We start from the raw sequence: 21,659 nt of genomic DNA, 5'->3' as shown, positions 1-21,659 counted from the left end.
AGGAGGGGGCCGTTAACAAGGTGCCCTTCCTTACACCGCGGGCGCCGCACATCCGGGCGGTGGGCGGCGTGGCGGGCGGGCACATGGACTCCTCCGGCACCGGCGTGGCAGCATCCGGCGGATGGAGACCGGACAGCGGCAGGTGTCGGCGAACGGGATCACCCAGGCGGTACGGGTGGCCGGGCCGCCGGACGGCGTGCCCGTACTGCTGATCCACGGCAACTGCTCGTCGGCGGCCTTCTGGGAGCCGCTGGTGCGGCGCCTGCCGGCCACCCTCCGGGTGGTCGCGCCCGACCTGCGCGGCTACGGGCTGACCGACACCGCCCCGGTGGACGCCACGCGGGGCCTGACCGACTTCGCGGACGACGTCGCCGCGCTCCTCGACGAGCCGTCCCTCTTCGCTCCCGGCGCGCGGCCGGTGGTGGTCGGGCATTCGCTGGGCGGCGGCGTGGCGATGCGACTGCTCGTCGACCACCCCGACCGGGTGGGCGCGCTGCTGCTCGCCGCGCCGGTCTCGCCGTACGGCTACGGCGGCACCCGCGACCTGGCGGGCACCCCGACCACCGCCGACTTCGCCGGCACCGGAGGGGGCACCGCGAACGGCGACTTCGTCAAGCGGCTGGCGGCCGGCGACCGGGGCGCGGACGGGCCCAGCAGCCCGCGCGCGGTGCTGCGGGCCACCTACGTGGCGGATCCGGCCGCGCTCGGTGACGACGAGGAGTTGCTGCTGGACAGCGTCCTCTCCACCGCGACCGGCGACGACAACTACCCGGGTACGGCACTGCCGTCGGCGAACTGGCCCGGCACGGCCCCGGGCCGGCGCGGGGTGCTCAACGCCCTCTCCCCGGCGTACTTCCGGGTCGCCGACGAACTCGTCGCCGTGGCCGGCAAGCCGCCGATCACCTGGATCCACGGGGACGCCGACGTGATCGTCTCGGACGCCGCGTTGATGGACCTGGCCCACCTGGGCTCGTTGGGGGTGCTGCCCGGTTGGCCGGGACAGGACGCCTGCCCGGCCCAGCCGATGGTGGGGCAGACCCGGGCGGTGCTGGAACGCTACGCGGCGGCCGGCGGAGCCTACCGGGAGGTGCTGCTGCCGGGCTGCGGGCACAGCCCGCACCTGGAGCGGCCGGCCGAGTTCGTCGCCGAGTTGCTCCGGCTGACCGGCGGGACCGCCGCCTCGGCCTGACCGGGCTTCCGGCCGGTGGACCGGAGAACCGGGCCTGGCGACCGGAACTCCCGGCCCGCCGACCGGATCCCGGCCGGACGGGTGCGCGGGCTGGGCGTCCCGACCGGGCGCGGCGCCGGTGAGCTCGTGAAATTTCCCACGGCACCTCGACAACGGAGCGTCACGTGGCAGACTCGCGCACATAACCTTAATGGTCGTTCATGTCGCTGTGCGGACTTGGGGAGGCTGATCGTGGCGCGCGATTTCGCCAGCGTGGGCGTGGTGGGTCTGGGCACCATGGGTGCCGGCATCGTCGAGGTCTTCGCGCGCAACGGCATCGATGTCGTCGCCGTCGAGGTCGCCGAGGACGCGATGGAGCGCGGCCGGGCGATCCTGACCGGCTCGACGGACCGGGCCGTGGCCAAGGGCAAGCTCGCCGAGACCGACCGGGAGGCGCTGCTGGGCCGAGTCCGGTTCGCGGTCGGGCTGGACGCGCTGCACTCGGTGGACCTGGTCGTCGAGGCGGTGCCCGAGCACCTGGACCTCAAGCAGCGGATTTTTGCCGAGCTGGACCGGGTCTGCAAGCCCGAGGCCATCCTCGCCACCAACACCTCCTCGCTGAGCGTCACCGAGATCTCCGTCGCCACCAGCCGGCCCAACCAGGTGATCGGCATCCACTTCTTCAACCCGGCCCCCGTCATGAAACTCGTCGAGGTGGTCCGGACGGTGGTCACCTCCGTCGACGTGGTCGCCGACGTGGAGTCGCTCTGCGAACGTCTCGGCAAGGTCGACGTGACCATCAGCGACCGCGCCGGCTTCATCGCCAACGCGCTGCTCTTCGGCTACCTCAACCACGCCGTCGCCATGTTCGAGTCGCGCTACGCCACCCGCGAGGACATCGACGCCGCGATGAAGCTCGGCTGCGGGCTGCCGATGGGCCCGCTGGCGCTGATGGACCTGATCGGCGTGGACACCGCGTACGAGATCCTCGACACCATGTACCGGCGCGGCGGGCGGGACCGCCGGCACGCCCCGGTGCCGCTGATCAAGCAGATGGTCACCGCCGGACTGCTCGGCCGCAAGTCCGGCCGGGGCTTCTACACCTACGAGCGGCCGGGCTCGCCGGTGGTCGTACCCGACGAGCAGACGCCGGTCGCGACGGAGGCCGCGATCGGCGACGGCGCCCGCGCCATCGCGACCGTCGGTGTCGTCGGCTCCGGGACCATGGCCACCGGCATCATCGAGGTCTTCGCGAAGGCCGGCTACGAGGTGGTCTCGGTGACCCGGGGCGCGGAGAAGTCCGCCAAGGTCTTCGAGGCCCTCAAGACCTCGCTCAACAAGGGCGTGGTGCGCGGCAAGCTGAGCGAGGCGGACCGGGACGCCGCGCTCGGCCGGATCAACTGGTCGGCCACCCTGGAGCACCTCGCGGACGTCGACCTCGTCGTCGAGGCCGTGGTCGAGGAGTTGAGCGTCAAGAAGGCCCTCTTCGCCAGCCTCGACGAGATCTGCAAGCCGGGCGTCGTGCTCGCCACCACCACCTCGTCGTTGCCGGTGATCGACGTCGCGATGGCCACGCAGCGGCCCGCCGACGTGGTCGGGCTGCACTTCTTCAACCCGGCCCCGCTCATGCCGCTCGTCGAGGTCGTGGCGACCATCCGCACCTCGACGGAGACCACGGCCACCGCCCGCGCGGTCTGCGCCGCGCTGGGCAAGACGGGCGTGGTCTGCGGCGACCGGTCCGGCTTCATCGTCAACGCGCTGCTCTTCCCGTACCTCAACGACGCGGTGAAGATGCTGGAGGCGAGCTACTCCACCGCCGACGACATCGACCACGCCATGAAGCTGGGCTGCGGCTACCCGATGGGTCCGTTCGAGCTGCTCGACGTGGTCGGCCTGGACGTCTCGCTGGCCATCCAACGGGAGCTCTACCTGGAGCTGCGCGAGCCGGGCTTCGCGCCCGCGCCCCTGCTGGAGCACCTGGTCACGGCCGGCTACCTGGGCCGCAAGAGCGGCCGCGGCTTCCGCGACCACACCCGCCGCTGAGCGGGTCAACACCGGGGGCCGGTGACGGCGTCTGCAGGGTGTGACCTTCGAGGAGTACGTCGGCAGCCGAGGCCCGGCCCTGATCCGGCTGGCCCGGCTGCTCACCGGGGACGAGCATCGGGCCGAGGACCTCACCCAGGACGTCCTGGCCCGCGCGTACGTGCACTGGCGGAAGATCGCGAAGGCGGACCGGCCGGACGTGTACGTGCGCCGGATGCTGGTCAACGCCAACAACTCCTGGTGGCGGCGCCGGTCGAACCGGGAACTGGCCACCGCCGACTTCGCGGAACAGCCGCAGCGTGGCGATCTCGTCGGCGAGACGGCCGACCGGGACGCGATGTGGCGGCTCATTCTCACGTTGCCGGACCGCCAGCGGGCGGTGCTCGTGCTGCGCTACTACGAGGACCTCGACGACGCGACCATCGCCCAGATCCTCGGCTGCTCGCCGGTCACCGTCCGCACCCACGCCATGCGGGCGCTCATCCACCTCCGGGAGCGCTGTGGCGTCCCGACCACGAACGGGAGCGGGCTGTGACCGACCTCGACCAGCGGATCGTACGGACGCTGCGGGAGCGCGCCGAGGGAACGGTCGACACCGACCGCCTGCTCTCGCGTGCCGTCGCCGGAGGGCGGGTGCGCCGGCGACGGCGTCGGGCCGGTGCGGGCACTGCGCTCGGCCTGGCTGCGGTGCTCGGGTTCAGCGTCGTCGCCGGCACCGGGCTGCCCGAGCGGGTACGCCCACCGGACGCCGCCGTGCCGTCGGCGGCCACCGTGGCACCCTCCCGGGCCGAGGGCGTCCCCGGGGCCGCGGCCCGGCCGGACCTGGTCGGCACCGACCCCCGGGTGCTGCACTTCGGGGTCGACACCGCGCGGGTCCGCTACCTGGAATGGGAGGTCGGATCGGGTGTGGAAGGCGTCCGGGTCGCCGTGGGCTCCGGTCCGCCGGTGACCGTTCAACTGGCTTCCTCCGCCGCCCTGTTGCAGCCCGGTCCCGACGGAACGCCGACGCCGGTCGCCTGGCCGACGGCCGAGGAAGCCTTCGACGGCGCCGACCGCCCGCACCGGGAGACGGGACAGGCGGTGAGCTGGGTCCGGCTCTGGCGGCCGGCCCCCGGCCTGTACGCCCGCGCCGCCGTGACCGCCGCGACCGCTCGGGAGATCGATGTCGCCGTCGGGTTCCTCCGGCTGGACGAGGCGCGCCACTGCAGCGCGCCGGCGCGGTTGACCACGCTGCCCGCCAGGGCACGGCTGAGCGGCTGTGCGGTCGACGTCGCCGCCTTCCCCGAAGCGATGATCGCGTCGCTGCGGGTGGGCAGCGCGGGCGGGCAGGAGATGACCGTCTCGTTCCAGTATTCACGCTCCATGGGCGAAGGCCGCACCACCGGTAACCGGACGATCGGGGGCCGCCCCGCCTACCTGTACCCGCGGGGCGACCAACTGGAGCTGCTCGGCATCCCGAAGGCCCACCTGATCGTCGAGTTCGGCTGGCCGTTCGCGGGCTTCACCGAGGCGGACGCGACCGTCCTGCTGGCCGGGGCGCAGGTGGCCGCCGACCCCGCCGATCCGGAGACCTGGGACTGACCGCTGGTCGGGTCGGCCCGCCCCGGGCCGGCCCCGTCGTCGGCCCGTACGCTTGGAAAGCGTGAGCCCTCGCCGGAACCGACCCCGCCGCGACGAGTCCGCGCAGCTGGACTCCGACCGGGTCCGCCAGGGCGTCGCCTCGGTGCAGCAGTGGCGCGACGGCGACTGGCAGGTACGCGGGATCAGCGGCGGCGCGTCCACCAAGACGTACCGCTGTCCCGGCTGTGACCAGGAGATCCGCCCGGGGGTGGCGCACCTGGTGGCGTGGCCGGCCGACGGGCGGGGTGACCTGACCGACCGGCGGCACTGGCACAGCGGGTGCTGGCGGGCCCGGGACCGGCGCGGGCCGGTGGTCCAGCGCGGTCGTGGCGCCCCCCGGTACGGCTGAGCGATCTGGATCACGCTGTTTCCGCCCCGCCCGGCGGTCCCCGGCCGCCCGGGAGACACTGGAGTGGTGAGCACACCGATCCGTGCGTCCTCCATCCTGCCCGGGCGCCGCGAGGACATCGAGCTGCACACCGCCGACGGTCTGCGGCTGGTCGGTGAGCTGGCCCGGCCGCTGGACCGCGAGCCGGTGGCCACCCTCGTCTGCCTGCACCCGCTGCCGACGCACGGCGGGATGATGGACAGCCACGTGCTCCGCAAGGCGGCGTGGCGACTGCCGGCCCTGGCCGACCTGGCGGTGCTCCGGTTCAACACCCGCGGCACCAGCAGCGTGCGCGGCACCAGCGAGGGGGCCTTCGACAACGCGGTCGGCGAGCGGTTCGACGTGGCCGCCGCCATCGAGTACGCCGAGTTCCACGAGCTGCCGGACATCTGGCTGCTCGGGTGGTCGTTCGGCACCGACCTGACCCTCAAGTTCGGCTGCGACCCGGCGGTGAGCGGGGCGATCCTGCTCTCCCCGCCGCTGCGCTTCTCCACCGCGGCGGATCTCGAACACTGGGCGGCGTCCGGCAAGCCGCTGACGGCCCTGGTTCCCGAGTTCGACGACTACCTGCGCCCGGACGAGGCCAGGGAACGCTTCGCGGTGGTGCCGCAGGCAGAGGTGGTCGGGGTGCCCGGCGCGAAGCACCTCTGGGTCGGCGACGCCGAGACCGCGCTGGACGAGGTGGTCCGGCGGGTCAACCCGGCCGCCGCGGTGCCACTGCCGACCGTCTGGGACGGCCCGATGGAGACCGGCGACGTCAGCGCGTACGCCGACCGCACCGTGGCCTCCTTCGCGGATCGCCCGGTGCCCGGCCCGCCCGCCGGCCAGGCCGGCTGACGCCGCGCCGCCGGCCGGTGGGCGTCCTGCCCGGTCAGCGGGAGTCCTGCCGGGGCAGGACGACCTCCCGCAGGATGAGCTGGAGCGCGGCCACCGCCGGGATCGCGATCAGCGCGCCCACCACGCCCAGCAGGGAGACCCCGAGCAGGGCGGCGACCAGGGCCGCCACCTCGTTGACCGACACCGACCGGCGCATGATCTTGGGATAGATCAGGTAGTTCTCCACCTGCTGGTAGATCAGGAAGAACACCGCGCAGGCGATGCCCACCGGCAGGTCCGTCGCGAAACCGACCAGGCTGACGATCACCGCGCCCAGGGTCGCGCCGATCTGCGGGATCAGGTCCGTCACCGCGACCACCACGGCCAGTGCGAACGGGTACGGTAGGCCGACGATCAGCGCGAAGACGAACGTGGACACCCCGGCCAGCACCGCGATGCTGAGCGCGCCCACCATGTACGCGCCGACCTTCGTCAGGATCTCGTCTCCGATCAGCTGCACCCGCTCGCGGCGGGAACGGGGCACCAGCGAGTAGCCCAGGTTGCGGAGCCGGTTGAAGTAGGCCAGGAAGTAGATGGTCAGCACGAGCACGGTCAACGCCCGGAACACCGTGCCGAAGACCAGTTGGGCGCCGCCGAGCACTCCGCCGAGGGCCTGACCGACCGTGTCCGCGTTCGCGATGCTCTGCACCCGCTCCATCAGGTCGTACCGTTCGACCAGGTCGTTGACCGTCTGGTTGCGGCGCAGCTCGTCGAGGTAGCTGGGCAGTTGGTCGATGAACTGCCCGGTCTGCGTCACGACCGGCGGCACCAGGGCGAAGGCGCCGCCGCAGAGCAGCAGCACGACCGTCAGCGCGACCGCCGCCACGGCGGCACCGTGCGGCAGCCCCCAGGACCGCAGCCGGAGCACGGCGGGGTGCAGGCCGACGGCGAGGAAGAGCGCGATGACGACCAGGACCAGGATGCCGGCCGCGTTGCGCACGCCCAGATAGAGGGCGTACGCCAACAGCACGCCCGCCGCACCGGTGAAGCCGACCAGGAAGCTGTTGCGCCGCAGCGGTCGCCCCGGCGTACCGAACCGGCTCGACCCGGTCACCGGCGGCTCGTCGGCCCCCGTCACGGTCACCTCGGCTTCGGCCGTCACCTCGGCCCGCTCGGGTGCAGTGGGCCGTTCCGCCCGGGATGCCTGTTCCGGCTCGGGTGCCGTGGGCCGTTCCGTTCGGGATGCCTGTTCCGGCTCGGGTGCCTGGCTGGACCGGGCGGCCTGTTCCGGTCCCTTGCCGACCGTGTCCGATGCCGGCACGGGCCTGGACTCCGCCCGGTCCGCGCCGTCCGATCCGGAGGCGGCTCCGGGCGGTGGGCCTGTCCCGCCCGTTTCCGGACCGGGCCCGGGCTCCCGGTCGGGCCCCGGCGCAGGCGGTCCGTCGTGTGCCATCGGACCTCCCTGATCGACTCCGCCGTAGCCCTCGACCCGAGCGCACGTCGCTGCGGGTTCCACGGGGAGCGTACGCCGCAGGCCCGGCGCACCCGTCCGTCGAGACGCGGTCCCCGAGATCTTGGTACGGAACGGCCCCTGGACGGGCCCTTTCGTACCAAGATCTCGGCGGAAGGCGATCTTGTGCGGGGGTCAGTCCTTCTCGACGACGACCTTGCTCGGCTTGGCGCTGCGCTCGTCGGTGGTGGGCTTCGCCGGTCGCTTGCCGTTCTCGCCCGTACTGGTGATCTTGGTCGGGGTGGCGCCCCGACCGCCCTCACCCGGTACCGCCGCCACGGTCGGTTCCCCGTCCACGCCGGCACTCGCGGTGCCCCCGTCGACGGTGGTGACGCTCGCGACCTTGCCGTTGTCGGGCTGCCCGGGGTCGGCCGGCTCGATTCGGCCCTTGGCCGGTTGTCCGGCGTCCGCCGGCTCCACCTTGCCGGCGGGCTTTTCGCCGGCCGGCGACGCGGTCTCCGCGACGTCCTTCGCCCCGACCGCGCCCGTTCCGGCCGAACCCGCGACGACCGCGCCTGCTCCAGCCGCGCCCGTCCCGCCGGTCGTGCCCGTGCTGGCCGCGCCCACCGGGGCCTTCTCCGCGTCGGTAGTGCCCGCGTCGACCGTGCCCGTGCTGGCCGAGCCGGCCGGAACCTGCTCCGCGTCGGAGCGAGGCCTCCCGCCGTTGGCCGTGGCCGACGTCGGCTTGCCGCCGGTCACGACCGGGGTGGCCGCGGCGGCGCCGTACGTCCCGCCCGGCCGGTCGGCCGCGCCGAGCAGGCCCAACCGCAGCTCCGCCACCTGCCGCTGGAGCTCGTCCGACTCCTGACGGGACGTCCAGGTCTCCTGCCGCAGGTCGGCGAGCTGCTGCTGGGCCTGGGCGATCTCCAGCATCACCTGGGCGAGCTGCTGCCGGCTGGCGGCGGCCTCCTGCTGCGTGGCGGCGAGGTGCTGCTGGGTGGTGGCGAGGTGCTGCTGCGTCGTGGCCGCGTACTCCTCGAACTGCCGGCGCGACGTCGCCACGTGCTCGTCGGCCTTGCGGCGCTTGTCGGTCGCCTCCGCCTCGGCCTTGCCGAGCAGCGCCGCGCTCTCCTCCTCGGCCCGCCGGCGCATCGCCAGCGCGTCCTGCTCGGCGGCCTGACGGACCGCGTCGGCCCCCTGCTCGATCTCGTTCTTCCGGCTGGTGTACTCCGCCTCCAGCGTGGCGCGGCGCGCCTCGAACCCGGTCTCCAGCTCGTCGTGCCGGGTCTTGTGCTGCTTCTCCAGCTCGTCGTGCCGCGTCTTGTGCTGCTTCTCCAGCTCGTCGCGGCGCTTGGTGAACTCCTGCTCCGCAGTCGTGCGGCGCTGGGCCAGTTCGCGGTCCGCGGCCTCGCGCCGGCTGTTCACCTCCTGCTCCACCCCGGCCCGCCAGGCGCCCAGCTCCTGCTGCGTCTGGGCCCGGGCCTGCTGCACGTACGCCTCGGTCTCGGAGCGCATCCGCTGCACGTACGCCTCGGTCTCGGCGCGGGTGCGCTTGGCCGTCTCGGCCGCCTGGGTGGTGAGCCGCTCCGCCTCCTGGCGGGCCTTCTCACGGGTGGCCCGGCCGGCGTCGGCGGCGTCGTCGATGGCCTGCTTGGCGTCCCGCTGGGCCTTCGCGTGGGTGGCCCGGCCCGCCTCGGTGGCCTGGTCGATCAGCCGCTTCGCCTCCTGCTGGGCCTTGGCGTGCACCTCCTTGGCGGCCTCCCGGAGCTGGGTGGCCTCCTGCTGGGCCTTGGTGTGCACCTCCCGGGCCGCCTCGCGCAGCTTGGTCGCCTCCTGCTGGGCCCGGTTGTGGATCTCCTTGGCCACGTCCCGGAGCTGGGTGGCCTCCTGCTGAGCCTTCGCCAGTGCCTCCTGGGCGGCCTTGCGGAGCCGGGCGCCCTCCTCCTTGGCGGTCCGGACCGCGGCGTCCGCCTCGGCCCTGCGGGCCGCCGTGTGCCGCTCCTCCTCCGTCCGGCGGGCGGCCAGCGCGATCTCGAAGTCCTTCAGGGCGGTGGCGGCCTGCTCGCGGGCCTCCTCGACGATGTGTTCGGCGGCGCCCCGGCGCGCGTCGATCTCCTCGTTGGCGGCGGCCAGGATCGCGTCGGCCTGCTCCTCGGCGAGGGTGAGGATCTGTTCCACCCGTGGGCCGAGGTGCCGGTAGGACACGTTCTCCAGCGCCCCGGACGACTTGCGCGCCTGGGCGAGGTCCCGCTGGAGCACCTCGACCTGGCCGGCGAGCTTGTGGATCTGTGTGTAGGCCTGTTCCCGCTCGGCCGCCAGGGCCGCGATTTCGTGCTCCGCGCGAGCGACGTATCGATCGACCTGACGTTTCTCGTACCCCCGCAGAGCGGACTCGAAGCTGGGCTCCGTGGTCACGTCCCCGCCGAGAGCGAACAGTTCCTCGCCGTGCGACATGCCCCCATCCTCACACGCATCCAGTCCGGCTGGGGCGATACGGACGCCCCGGATAGGACCTACTTCACTGCTGACACGCCCGGGCAATTCGCTTTGCCGGCAAACACGTACGGCGCGGGGTGTGCCGGTTACCCGGTGTCACCCCGCGCCGTCGATCATGCCCCGATCCGGTGGGTCAGTTGGTCGTCTCCGCGGTCACCCGCTCGCCTGCGTTGTCGGCCTTCGCCGCTTCCGGTCTGGCCGGCGCGGCGGGCGGCGCGGCGGGCACCCCCGGCACGATCCCGGCGAGGCCGGAGAGCATCTGACCGAGCTGCGAGGTGACGGCGTCCTTCTGCCGGGTGAGGTCCTCGACCTCGCGGCGGGCGGCCTGGGTGGTCAGCTCGGCCTCGGTGCGCGCTTCGGTGACCAGGCGCTTCGCCTCGGACTTCGCCTCGCCGAGCGTCTTGTCGGCCAGCGCCTTGGCCTTGTCGACCGTCTCGTTGGCGGTGCGCTCCGACTCGACCCGGCGGGCCTCGGCGCGCTGCTCGATCTCCTTGGCCCGTTCCTGCGCGGCGTGGGCCCGCTGCTCGGCCTCGCTGACCAGCTTCTGGGTCTGGGCGACCTGCGCGGCGTGCCGCTCCGACTCCTCGCGCTCGGCCTTCTCCCGGCGCTCGGCGAGCTGGAGCTCCAGGGCCTGGAGGTCCTTGTCGCGCTTGTCGCGGGCGTCGGTGAGCAGCTTGGTCGCCTCGGCGCGCTTCTCCTCGGCCTCCCGGGCGGCCTTGGCCCGCTGCTGGGTGATCTCCCGCTCGGCGGTGGCCCGCAGGGTGGCGACCTCACGCTCGACGGTGGACTTCAGCTCGGCGACCTCGTGGGCGGTGACCGTGCGCAGCTGCTTGGTCTCCCGGTCGGCGTCGGCGCGCAGCGTGTCGGCCTCCCGCCGGGCCTGGACCCGGACCTCGGCGGCCTCCCGCTCGGCGGCGGTACGGAGGTTGCCGGCCTCCCGCTCGGCGGTGGCCTTCATCGCCGCAGCCTCGGCGCGCGCCTTGTCGGTGATCTCGCGCGCCTCGAGGCGGGCGGCGGACAGGATGCCCTCCGACTCCCGCTTGGCCTCGTTGCGGTGGTCGTTGGCCTGCTCCTCGGCCAGCCGGAGGATCTGCTCGACCCGCGTGCCGAGGCCGGAGAGGGTGGGCCGGCTGTTCTCCTCGAGCTGCTTGTTGGTGTCGGCGAGCTTCTGCTCCAGCGCGCTCATCCGCTGCTCAGCCTGGCGGAGCCGCCGCTGGGCGTCGTTCATCCGCTGCTCGGCCTCGGCGCGGGCCTGCTCGGACTGGGTCAGCGCGGCGGTCATCCGGCCGATGAAGTCATCGACCTGGTGGGTGTTGTAGCCGCGCAGGCCGACGGTGAAATCGGGCTGCGAGTTCGCGTTATCGAAGAACGCAAGAGGGGAGGACTGCTGGGGCATTGGGACATACTCGCAGACCCCCCAGGGTGCTTCGCAAGAGCGGTGGTGAGCTTTCGCGTCCTCTTTACATGGTCAACTTCGGTCTGGCGGAAGGCCGGACAGATCGGCGATCTTGGCAGGTCCCGGGCGGGTCGGACGGCACGGAGAGTGACATGGAAAAGGGCCGCGGGTGCGTTGCGTCCCGCGGCTCTTTTCGCGCCATGGCCCGGGCCACTCGAATGAGCGCCCGGGCCCTCCCTCGGAAAGGCAATCGCCGTTCACCGCATTGGTCGTCGGCGCGTCATCCGTCGGGTCAGTGGCCCCGGAACCGGTTGATCGCGTCCTCGTGCCGGGACCGCAGCTCGCGGTCGCGGACACCGAGGCCGTCCGTCGGCGCGAGGCAGCGCACGCCGACCTTCCCCTGGTGCGCGTTGCGGTGCACCTCGTACGCGGCCTGGCCGGTCTGCTCCAACGCGTAGGTCCTCGACACGGTGGGGTGGATCCTGCCCAGCGCCACCAGCCGGTTGGCCTCCCACGCCTCCCGGTAGTTGGCGAAGTGGCTGCCGACGATCCGCTTGAGGTGCATCCAGAGGTAGCGGTTGTCGTACTGGTGCTGGTAGCCGCTGGTGGAGGCGCAGGTGACGACGGTGCCGCCGCGCTTGGCCACGTAGACGCTCGCGCCGAAGGTCTCCCGCCCAGGGTGCTCGAAGACGATGTCCGGGTCCTCGCCGCCGGTCAGCTCCCGGATCCGCTCGCCGAAGCGCCGCCACTCGTCCTGGTCCTGCGTCTGCTCGTCCTTCCAGAACCGGAATCCCTCGGCGGCACGGTCGATCACCAGCTCGGCGCCCATCTTCCGGCACAGCTCCGCCTTGTCTGGGGAGGAGACCACGCAGACGGGGATGGCGCCGCCGTTGAGCGCCATCTGGGTGGCGTAGCCGCCCAGGCCGCCGGAGGCGCCCCAGATCAGCACCACGTCGCCCTGCTTCATGTTGGCCCCGTGGTGGGACACCAACTGCCGGTACGCGGTCGAGTTGACCAGCCCGGGGCTGGCCGCCTCCTCCCAGCTGAGGTGGCGCGGCTTGGGCATCAGCTGGTTGGCCTTGACCACGGCCAGCTCGGCCAGGCCGCCGAAGTTGGTCTCGAAGCCCCAGATCCGCTGCTGCGGGTCCAGCATGGTGTCGTCGTGCCCGGCGGCGTCCTCCAGTTCCACCGAGAGGCAGTGGGCGACCACCTCGTCGCCGGCCTTCCACCGCGTCACCCCGGGACCGGTGCGCAGCACCACGCCGGCGGCGTCCGAGCCCACCACGTGGTACGGCAGGTCGTGCCGGCGGGTCAGCTCCGACTGCCGGCCGTAGCGCTCCAGGAACCTGAAGGTCGGCAGCGGCTCGAAGATGCTGGTCCAGACCGTGTTGTAGTTGATCGCGCTGGCCATCACCGCGACCAGTGCCTCGCCCGGCCCCAGCTCCGGCGTGGGCACCTCCTGCACGTGCAGCGCCCTGCGCGGGTCCTTGTCCCGGGTGGCCAGGCCGTCGAACATCCGGGTCTCGTCGGCGCGCACCACGACGCCGCGGTACGCCTCGGGCACCGGCAGGCCGGCGACTCCGGCGAGTTCTCGCTCCGGTCGGTCGGATCCCTCCGCCGCCATGATCGCTTCGAGGATGTCCTGCACGTCGACCTCCCGTTCGTCCGCACCCAGGCCCGCGCGGGCCTGGGTGCTGCCATCGTCGGCGTCGGTGCGACCACCCACCATGTCGGCATCCGACACATCCGGTACCGGCCGCGCTTCCTGTGGGGCGGGACGTTACTGAACAGTAGTTAAAGTCGGAAGTGCTCTGTGAAAAACCGCATCGGCCGATGCGTGGAGGTGTCCGGGTGGCGTCCGAACCGCGCAGCGTCGCGCTCGGCGGCGGCTCGTCCGCCCGGCCCCCGCCCAGGTGGCGGGGGCCGGGCGGTGGGTCAGTGCGCGGCGGCGGGCTCGACGAGCTCGACCAGCACCCCGCCGGCGTCCTTCGGGTGGATGAAGTTGACCCGCGAGTTGGCGGTGCCGCGCTTGGGGGTGTCGTAGAGCAGCTTCACGCCCCGTTCGCGCAGCTTCGCGCAGGCGGCGTCGATGTCCGCCACGGTGTACGCCACCTGCTGCACGCCCGCTCCCTTCTTGTCCAGGAACTTCGCGATGGTCGATTCCGGGCTCAACGGGGCGAGCAGTTGCACGCAGCCGCCCTCGGCGGTCGGGCCCACGGCCAGCATCGCCTCGCGGACGCCCTGCTCGGCGTTGACCTCGGTGTGCACGCAGCGCATCCCGAAGGTGCGCTCGTAGAAGTCGATCGCCGCGTCCAGGTCGGCGACGGCGACCCCGACGTGGTCGATGCGGCGCAGGCCGATGTCTGTGACATAGTCGGCAGCGGTCTCGGCGGGGGAGTTTTCAGCCATGGCGCTAGTCTGACCGAACAATCGTTAAGGCGTACAGGTCGGCACCCCTCGGAGGCAGGCATGGCTTCGGTGATCGTCAGCGGCGCGCGGACCCCGATGGGGCGCCTGTTGGGCAACCTCAAGGACCTCCCCGCGACCAAGCTGGGTGGCATCGCGATCAAGGCGGCGCTCGAGCGGGCCGGAGTCGCCCCCGAGCAGGTCCAGTACGTGATCATGGGACAGGTCCTCCAGGCCGGCGCCGGGCAGATCCCGGCCCGCCAGGCGGCCGTCGAGGCGGGCATCCCGATGTCCGTGCCGGCGCTGACCGTCAACAAGGTCTGCCTCTCCGGCCTGGACGCGATCGCCCTGGCCGACCAGCTCATCCGGGCCGGCGAGTTCGACGTCGTCGTCGCCGGCGGCATGGAGTCGATGACCAACGCCCCGCACCTGCTGGCCGGCCAGCGCGGCGGCTACAAGTACGGCGACGTGACGCTCAAGGACCACATGGCGCTGGACGGGCTCACCGATCCCTGGGACCGGTGCGCGATGGGGGAGTCCACCGAGCGGCACGGCGAGCGGCACGGCATCACCCGCGCGGAGCAGGACGCGTTCGCCGCGACCAGCCACCAGCGGGCCGCCGCCGCGCAGAAGAACGGCCACTTCGCCGACGAGATCACCCCGGTGGTCATCCCGCAGCGCAAGGGCGATCCGCTGGTGATCAGCGAGGACGAGGGGATCCGCCCGGACACCACGGTCGAGTCGCTGGCGAAGCTGCGCTCGGCGTTCGCCAAGGACGGCACCATCACCGCTGGCAGCTCCTCGCCGATCTCCGACGGCGCCGCCGCCGTGGTCGTGATGAGCAAGGCCAAGGCCAAGGAGCTGGGGCTGGCCTGGCTGGCCGAGATCGGCGCGCACGGCAACGTCGCGGGCCCGGACAACTCCCTGCACTCGCAGCCGTCCAACGCGATCCAGCACGCGCTCAAGAAGGGCGGGCTGAGCATCGAGGACCTGGACCTCATCGAGATCAACGAGGCGTTCGCCCAGGTCGGCATCCAGTCCACCCGTGACCTCGGGGTCAGCCCGGACAAGGTCAACGTCAACGGTGGGGCGATCGCGCTGGGCCACCCGATCGGCATGTCCGGCGCCCGGCTCGTGCTCACCCTCGCGCTGGAGCTCAAGCGCCGGGGCGGCGGCACCGGCGCGGCGGCACTCTGCGGCGGCGGCGGACAGGGCGACGCCCTCATCATCCACGTCCCCGGCGCCGACGAGAATGGTCGCTGAGCGCGAGGAGTGAGCCGGGGTTGCGAGCCCCGCAGTCGCCAGCAGAGGTGGCTCCGCTGAGCGCGAGGAGTGAGCCGGGGTTGCGAGCCCCGCAGTCGCCAGCGAAGCTGGCTCCGCTGAGCGCGAGGAGTGAGCCGGGGTAGCGTGTCCCGGGGTGGCGAGTAGAGGCGGGTCATTGAGCGAGATCGTCGACAGCGGCCCGGCGGTGGGCGCGGTCCCGGTGCGCCGCAGCCGGGACGTGCCGATGCTGGTCGAACGGGCCCGCGCGGGTGATCCGCGCGCGGTGGCCCGGCTGATCACTCTGGTGGAGTCGGGCGACGAGACGCTGCCGCGGATCGCGGCGGCGCTCGCGCCGTACGCCGGCCAGGCCCAGGTGGTCGGGCTGACCGGCTCGCCCGGCGTGGGCAAGTCGACCACCACCAACGAGCTGGTCCGGGCGTTGCGCGCCAAGGGTCACCGGGTGGGCGTGCTGGCGATCGACCCGTCCAGCCCGTTCACGGGCGGGGCGATCCTCGGCGACCGGGTCCGGATGCAGGACCACGCCACCGATCCCGGCGTCTACATCCGTTCGATGTCCAGCCGTGGGCACCTCGGCGGGCTGTCGGCGGCCACCCCGCAGGCGGTCCGGGTGCTGGAGGGCGCCGGCTGCGACGTGGTGCTGGTGGAGACCGTGGGCGTCGGGCAGGCCGAGGTGGAGGTCGCCTCGCTTGCCGACACCACACTGGTGCTGCTCGCGCCGGGCATGGGCGACGCGATCCAGGCGGTCAAGGCGGGCATCCTGGAGATCGCCGACGTGTTCGTGGTCAACAAGGCCGACCGGGACGGCGCCGACGCCACCGTGCGCGACATCCAGGGCATGATCGCCCTGGGCGAGCGTGGCCCGGGCGAGTGGCGGCCGCAGGTGGTGCGTGCGATCGCCGCCCGGAGTGAGGGGATCGACGACATCGCCGCCGCGATCGACAAGCATCGTGGCTGGCTGGTCAGGCACGGCGAGCTGCGCCGCCGCCAGGAGGCGCGGGCCGCCGCCGAGGTGGAGGCGATCGCGCTGGGCGCGCTCCGCGCCCGGATCGGCTCCCTGCGCGACGGTACGGAGCTGCCGGCGCTCGCCGCGAAGGTGGCCGAAGGGTCCCTCGACCCGTACGCGGCGGCCGACGAGCTGCTCGCCCAGCTCGGCACCTGAGAGGTCCACTCGCGACCCTTCCGAACTAGTACGCTCGCACCGCTCCACACCCGTGGGGCGGTGCGCTGCGGAATGGGGAGACGATGGGCGACGAGGCGACGCAGGAGCTGTCGGTGACGCCGGCCACGGCGGCGGGCGGGACGACACATGTCTCCGACGAGGTGGTGGAGAAGATCTCGGTGGCCGCCGCGCGCTCCGTGCCCGGGGTGGTCGAGCTGGGTGGGGACGTGGCCCGGTTCTTCAACGCGGTGCTCGACAAGGTCGGGCTGGACCAGGTCGGCGACGCCCGGCGCGGGTGCTCGGCCCACGTCACGAACGGCGCGGCCGTGGTCAACCTGGTCATCGTGATCGAGGCGGGCCACGCGGTGCCGCAGGTGACCGAGGCGGTCCGGATCCAGGTCACCGAGGCGGTCGAGGCCTACGGGCTGCGGGTCGACGAGATCAACATCAGGGTCGACGACGTGGCCCTCGACACCCCCACGCCCCCAACCCCCTGACACCCCCCGCCCCCGCCCCCGCCCGCCCCCTCCCTCCCCACCCCCCCTCCCGCCCCCCTCCTCTCCCCGCGCCGCGATCTTGCAGTTTCTGCCCGGGCAAATGCCACGTAGGCCGCGTAACGGGGGCTGCAAGTGCAAGATCGCGGCGCGGGTGGTCGGGAGGGGGCGGGACGGCGAGGGGAGGGGCAGGGAGGGCGCGGGGGAGGGCGGCCGGAGGGAGTGCGGAGGGGAGTGGGGAGGAGGGTGGAGCTGCCGTGACAGTCGCAACTGTCGCCGTCGCGGTTGATCTGAGTTCGGCGGGTCGCGTGCGAGACTAGGTAACCATGAGCGACCCACGGATCACCTCGTCGATCTTCACCCGCGGCGCGGTCGACCTCAGCACGCTGCGCACCCCCGCACCGACCCCCGCCCGTCCCGCCGCCCCGGCTCAGTCCGCCCCCACCGCCGGCCTGCCCGGCACCACCGGTGGCGGCGTCGCCGTCATCGACGTGAGCGAGGCGACATTCCAGTCCGAGGTTCTTGAACGCTCGCTCACCACACCGGTGGTCGTGGACTTCTGGGCCGAGTGGTGCGAGCCGTGCAAGCAGCTCTCCCCCGTGCTGGAGCGGCTGGCCGCGGAGGGCGGCGGCGCCTGGGTGCTCGCCAGGGTCGATGTGGACGCCAACCCGCGGATCGCCCAGATGTTCCGGGTGCAGGGCATCCCGATGGTCTACGCGGTGGTCGGCGGCCAGCCGATCGACGCCTTCTCGGGCGTGGTGCCCGAGGCGCAGCTGCGGCAGTGGATCCAGGCCGTGCTCAAGGCGGGCGGCGTGACCGTCGCCGAGCCGGAGGACCCCAGGCTCGACGAGGCCGACGACGCCCTGATGAGTGGCGACCTCGACGAGGCCGAGCGGGCGTACCGGAAGATCCTCGCCGAGTCGCCGGCGGACGCCGCGGCGGAGGCGGGCCTCGCCCAGGTCGGGCTGGCCCGCCGGGTGGCGGGGGCCGACCCGGGCGCGGCGATCGCCGCCGCCCAGGCCAACCCCGACGACGTCGAGGCCCAGCTTCTGGCCGCCGACATCGAGGTGCTCAGCGGCCAGGCCGAGGCGGCGTACGCCCGCCTGGTGGGCCTGGTCCGCCGTACCGCCGGCGACGAGCGGGAGAGGGTACGCCAGCACCTGGTCAGCCTCTTCACCGTCGCCGGACCGGAGGACCCCGCCGTCGCCTCAGCCCGCCGGGCCCTGGCCAGCGCCCTGTTCTGAGCACGTAGCACGCCAGCGCGGGCCGGCGTTCCGGCCGGCCCGCCCGACACCCTCGAGGACGGGAGCCCATGATGCGCCGGATCGCCGTCCTCGATGCGCCCAGCAATCTCGGCCTGCGCCCACCGACGTCCACGTCCGTTCCCGGCTGCGGGAAGGCCCCGGGCGCGCTGCGCGACCAGGGGTTGCTCGCCCGGCTGCGGGCCCGCGACGCCGGCTGCCTCACGTCACCCCGCTACGACCCCGGCGACTGGCGTCCCGGTGACGGGGTCTGCCATGCGCGGGACATCGCCGACTACTCGGTGGCGCTCGCGGAGCGGATCGGCGCGATCATCGACCGGGGCGAGTTCCCGTTGGTGCTCGGGGGCGACTGCTCGATCCTGCTCGGCTCGGCGCTGGCCATGCACCGGCTCGGCGAGGCGGTGGGCGGCCACATCGGGCTGGTGTTCGTCGACGGCCACTCCGACTTCCGGCATCCCGGCAACGCCTCCTACGTGGGCGCGGCGGCCGGCGAGGACCTCGCGCTGGTCACCGGGCGGGGGCAGGCCGACCTGGCCGCCATCGAGGGACGCCGGCCGTACTTCCGGGACATCGACGTGGTGGTGCTCGGCATCCGGGCACAGGACGAGTACCGCCTCGACCTCCAGGCCGCCGGGATCACCACCCGACCGGTGCCGGCGCTGCGGGCCGAGGGGGCCGCCCGCACCGCGCAGTGGGCGCACGAGCAGCTCGCCGACTGCGCCGGCTACTGGGTGCACATCGACGTGGACGTGCTCGACCCGGCCGTGATGCCGGCCGTCGACGCTCCGGACCCGGGCGGGATCGCCTTCGCCGAACTGGAGATCCTGCTCGCCGGGTTGGTCGACACCCCGCACTGCCTCGGTGTCGAGCTGACGGTCTTCGATCCCGACTACGACCCGGACGGCGCGTACGCGGCCGAGATCGTCAACACCGTGGTGGCCGGGCTGCGCCCGGTCTCCGCCCCGGCGGCGGTGTCGCCCCGGCAACGCGCCGAGGCGACCCCTCCGGCAACGACGGTCGGGCGGGAACCGGTCGGTCCGCCCGTCTTCGCCGGCCCTGGCCTGCTGCGCCGGGCCCCGTTGCCGGGCCAGGCGGCTCCGTCGCCCGGCGAGGAGGCTCCGTTGCCGGGCCAGACGGTTCCGGTGTCGGGCGAGGCGGCTTCGTTGCCGGTCCAGGGCGCGGATGACGCGGCCCTGGCATCCGAGGAGGACGCATCGTCGTCCGCCGCCGGCATCGCCTGACCGGACGCGCGGCGCCGACCGTCCTCGCCCCGGCAGTAGCCGTCTCCACCTGTCGTCCGCAACCTGTCGACCTGCCCCACGCATGCGCCCGCCGAGCGTGTTGCGGCCTGCTCAGTGCCGCTAGGACGTGCGGCCGGTGGAACGTCATGGCTGGCACCTTGCCGGTATGACGTCCATGAGGTTCCACTCGTCGCCGAGCGCCGAGCGCCGAGCGCCGAGCGCCGAGCGCCGAGCGCCGGGTGGTCGGGACCGGGGACGCCGCGCCCGGTCGCGAGTCGGCCGGGGCCGGCGTCGGCCCGGCATCGGGCGATGCCGGGGTACGCGACGGTCGGTCAGCGGGCGAGGGCGCGGAGGAAACGCTCGGCGGCGGGTACGGCGGTGGCGGTGCTGGCCCCGCCCTTCTCGACGAAGACCGCGAACGCGACGTCGCCCTGCCAGCCGACGAACCAGGCGTGCGTGTGGGCCGGGTTGTCGTCGTATTCGGCGGTGCCCGTCTTGCCGTGCACCGGCGCGCCCGGCACGTCCCGCAGCGCGCTGCCGCTGCCCGCCGTGACCACCTCCCGCATCATGGCCTTGACCGCCTCGACGGACTCCGCCTTGAGCTGCGGGCCGGGAGCTGCCGGCTGGGCCGGGGCCGGGTCGAGCACCAGCTTCGGCTGCTCGAAGCGACCCCGGGCGACCGCCGCGGTGGCCGACGCCATGGCCAGCGGGCTGACCACCGTGGTGCCCTGGCCGATGGCGGCGGCGGCCTGTTCGGTCGCGCCGCCGTTCGCGGAGACCTTGCCGGTGAAGACGTCCAGGCCGACGTCCCACTGCCCCTCCAGCCCGAGGGATCGCCCGGCGACGGCCAGCCCGTCGGGGCCGAGCTTCGGCGCCAGCGCGGCGAAGGCGGTGTTGCAGGACTTGGCGAAGTCGGTGCGGAACGGCACCGCGCCCAGCTCGAAGTTGTCGGAGTTCTTGAACTCCCGGCCGTCCACCGGGTACCGCCGCGGGCAGTCGACCGTCGTGTCGGGTGTGACCGCGCCCCGGTCGACCAGGCCGAGTGCGCTGACCATCTTGAAGGTGGAGCCCGGCGGCACCTGGGCGGTGAAGGCCAGGTTCTCCCCGGCCGCACCGGGGCCGTTGGCCGCGGCGAGCACCGCGCCGTCGCTGATCCGGACCGCCACCAGCGCCGCCCGGCGCTTCTCGGCGCGCAGCGCGGCGTCGGCCGCGTTCTGGGCGGCCACGTCGAGCGTGGTCTTCAGGGGCTGCCCCGGCTTGGGCTCGCTGCGGAACACCTCGGTGCCGGTGGGCACCAGCGTGCCGTCCGGGCCGGGGCGCTCGGTGATCACGGTCAGCCCCGGCGTGCCGCGCAGCCGCTCGTCGTAGCGGCCCTGGAGACCGCCGTGGCCGACCAGGTCGCCGGCCTCGTAGCGGTCGGGGTGCTTGGCGAGGTCGTCGGCCTGGGCCGCGTCGACGGAGCCGAGCATCGCCCGGGCGAACTCCCGGGTGGGCGCCAGCTCGAGCCTGTCGCTGCGGAACTTCGTGCCGGGCAGGTCGTAGATGCGCGTCTTGATCTGCCGGTACGCCTCCTCCCGCAGCGTCACCACCTCGACGAACGCGCCCGGGTCGGCGTCGGCGAGCCGCTTGGGCAGGTCGGCGAGGTCCACCGGCGGGGTGATCGCCGGCCGGATCGCCCGGAAGGCGGTGTCCAGTTTCCGGGTCAGGCCGGGCAGGTCGGTGACCTCGCCCGGTTGCAGCCCGACCCGCACGACGGGCCGGGGGGCCACGATCGGTCGACCGGCGGCGTCGAGCACGGCGGCCCGGGTCGCGGCGTCGCGGCGCAGCCCGAGCCGGTCGCCCCGGGTGAGCTGCTCCTGCACCAGGGCCGGCTCCCAGATCACCTGCCAGTCGTCGCCGCTGCGGCTGAGCCGCACCTGACGGTCGTACGCCCAGCGGGTCTGGCCCGGGAGGGCCCAGTCGACCTTGACCACCACGGTCGCGAGGTCCTTGGTGATCTTCGCCGCACCCTGGCGGGTCAGCGCGGGCGGCGTGGCGGCCAGCTCGCCGGAGAGTTCCTTGATCTCGCGCGAGACGTCGGCCGCCGGCACCTTCGCACCGGTCGGGTCGATGAAGCCGACGGCCTGGAGGTCGCCCGAGCGCCAGCCGGCGAGGAAGGCGTCGACGTCGCGCTCCGGCCCGTCGCCGTCGGAACAGGCGGTGAGGGAGCCGGCCGCCAGCGCGGTCGCGGCGAGCAGCGGCAGGAGGCTGCGGAACCGGTTGCGACGGGGACTGCGGGGGTACGACAGGTGCATGGGAGCGGATCTCCGATCTCGGAACTTCTTCGCACGCTAGTACGGAAGCGCCGCCCGCACTGTCCCCCGGTCCACGACATGCGGAAAGAGGGGCGGTGACCTGGTGATGAACAACCGGAGGCGGGGTACTCCCCGACCGGCC

Annotated in this window: 17 protein-coding genes; 11 read left to right on the top strand and 6 right to left on the bottom strand. The window is 73.4% G+C overall.

Annotated features, from left to right (window positions below; translation table 11 throughout):
- Positions 1-121 precede the first annotated feature (121 nt).
- The 6 genes from ABZ809_RS20335 to ABZ809_RS20310 all read left to right on the top strand — a co-directional run bounded on the left by ABZ809_RS20335 (position 122) and on the right by ABZ809_RS20310 (position 6,056).
- On the top strand, positions 122-1,189 hold the full coding sequence (locus ABZ809_RS20335; RefSeq protein WP_357564111.1) for an alpha/beta hydrolase: 1,068 nt from the start codon (positions 122-124) through the stop codon (positions 1,187-1,189).
- A 231-nt stretch (positions 1,190-1,420) separates the two neighbouring features.
- A complete protein-coding gene (locus tag ABZ809_RS20330) occupies positions 1,421-3,211 on the top strand; it encodes a 3-hydroxybutyryl-CoA dehydrogenase (protein WP_357564110.1) in 1,791 nt (596 codons plus the stop codon).
- 40 nt (positions 3,212-3,251) lie between these two features.
- A complete protein-coding gene (locus tag ABZ809_RS20325; RefSeq protein ID WP_357564109.1) occupies positions 3,252-3,746 on the top strand; it encodes a SigE family RNA polymerase sigma factor in 495 nt (164 codons plus the stop codon).
- On the top strand, positions 3,743-4,792 hold the full coding sequence (locus ABZ809_RS20320; RefSeq protein WP_357564108.1) for a hypothetical protein: 1,050 nt from the start codon (positions 3,743-3,745) through the stop codon (positions 4,790-4,792). The genes ABZ809_RS20325 and ABZ809_RS20320 overlap by 4 nt, the downstream gene beginning before the upstream one ends.
- Before the next feature lie 61 nt (positions 4,793-4,853).
- A complete protein-coding gene (locus ABZ809_RS20315; protein ID WP_357564107.1) occupies positions 4,854-5,180 on the top strand; it encodes a hypothetical protein in 327 nt (108 codons plus the stop codon).
- A 66-nt stretch (positions 5,181-5,246) separates the two neighbouring features.
- Positions 5,247-6,056: an alpha/beta hydrolase gene (locus tag ABZ809_RS20310; protein ID WP_357564106.1), complete on the top strand. Its 810-nt coding sequence runs from the start codon at positions 5,247-5,249 to the stop codon at positions 6,054-6,056.
- 34 nt (positions 6,057-6,090) lie between these two features.
- Here ABZ809_RS20310 and ABZ809_RS20305 read toward each other — a convergent pair whose 3' ends face one another.
- The 5 genes from ABZ809_RS20305 to mce form a co-directional block, all read right to left on the bottom strand.
- Positions 6,091-7,179: an AI-2E family transporter gene (locus ABZ809_RS20305; RefSeq protein WP_357564181.1), complete on the bottom strand. Its 1,089-nt coding sequence runs from the start codon at positions 7,177-7,179 to the stop codon at positions 6,091-6,093.
- A gap of 501 nt (positions 7,180-7,680) precedes the next feature.
- The gene (locus ABZ809_RS20300) at positions 7,681-9,939 is read right to left on the bottom strand and encodes a hypothetical protein (protein WP_357564105.1); all 2,259 of its coding nucleotides are present in this window, start codon (positions 9,937-9,939) and stop codon (positions 7,681-7,683) included.
- 175 nt (positions 9,940-10,114) lie between these two features.
- Positions 10,115-11,377, bottom strand: coding sequence for a cell division protein DivIVA (locus ABZ809_RS20295; protein ID WP_357564104.1), 1,263 nt, complete (start codon positions 11,375-11,377; stop codon positions 10,115-10,117).
- Positions 11,378-11,669: 292 nt separating this feature from the next.
- The gene (gene ccrA / locus ABZ809_RS20290) at positions 11,670-13,025 is read right to left on the bottom strand and encodes a crotonyl-CoA carboxylase/reductase (protein ID WP_357564180.1); all 1,356 of its coding nucleotides are present in this window, start codon (positions 13,023-13,025) and stop codon (positions 11,670-11,672) included.
- Positions 13,026-13,312: 287 nt separating this feature from the next.
- A complete protein-coding gene (gene mce / locus ABZ809_RS20285) occupies positions 13,313-13,786 on the bottom strand; it encodes a methylmalonyl-CoA epimerase (protein WP_357564103.1) in 474 nt (157 codons plus the stop codon).
- Between the two features lie 60 nt (positions 13,787-13,846).
- Here mce and ABZ809_RS20280 point away from each other — a divergent pair, with 60 nt between their 5' ends.
- From ABZ809_RS20280 to ABZ809_RS20260, 5 genes are all read left to right on the top strand, one after another.
- Positions 13,847-15,046, top strand: a complete 1,200-nt coding sequence (locus ABZ809_RS20280; RefSeq protein WP_357564102.1) for an acetyl-CoA C-acetyltransferase — start codon at positions 13,847-13,849, stop codon at positions 15,044-15,046.
- A 175-nt stretch (positions 15,047-15,221) separates the two neighbouring features.
- Positions 15,222-16,226 (top strand): methylmalonyl Co-A mutase-associated GTPase MeaB, encoded by a 1,005-nt coding sequence (gene meaB, locus ABZ809_RS20275; RefSeq protein WP_357564101.1) that lies wholly within the window; start codon positions 15,222-15,224, stop codon positions 16,224-16,226.
- Positions 16,227-16,309: 83 nt separating this feature from the next.
- Positions 16,310-16,723 (top strand): Asp23/Gls24 family envelope stress response protein, encoded by a 414-nt coding sequence (locus tag ABZ809_RS20270; RefSeq protein ID WP_357564100.1) that lies wholly within the window; start codon positions 16,310-16,312, stop codon positions 16,721-16,723.
- Between the two features lie 323 nt (positions 16,724-17,046).
- A complete protein-coding gene (locus tag ABZ809_RS20265) occupies positions 17,047-17,964 on the top strand; it encodes a tetratricopeptide repeat protein (protein ID WP_357564099.1) in 918 nt (305 codons plus the stop codon).
- A 68-nt stretch (positions 17,965-18,032) separates the two neighbouring features.
- Complete coding sequence (locus tag ABZ809_RS20260) at positions 18,033-19,223, top strand: arginase family protein (RefSeq protein ID WP_357564098.1); 1,191 nt, start codon at positions 18,033-18,035, stop codon at positions 19,221-19,223.
- 332 nt (positions 19,224-19,555) lie between these two features.
- Here ABZ809_RS20260 and ABZ809_RS20255 read toward each other — a convergent pair whose 3' ends face one another.
- Positions 19,556-21,517 carry a penicillin-binding transpeptidase domain-containing protein gene (locus ABZ809_RS20255; RefSeq protein WP_357564097.1) on the bottom strand — a complete coding sequence of 654 codons (1,962 nt, stop codon included), beginning with the start codon at positions 21,515-21,517 and terminating at the stop codon, positions 19,556-19,558.
- Positions 21,518-21,659: the final 142 nt, after the last annotated feature.

Origin of the sequence: Micromonospora sp. NPDC047074 (assembly GCF_040643815.1) — a bacterium.
Classification (GTDB): domain Bacteria; phylum Actinomycetota; class Actinomycetes; order Mycobacteriales; family Micromonosporaceae; genus Micromonospora.
Note: the sequence above shows the minus strand (reverse complement) of the source record. Positions and strands in the feature narration are given on the sequence as shown.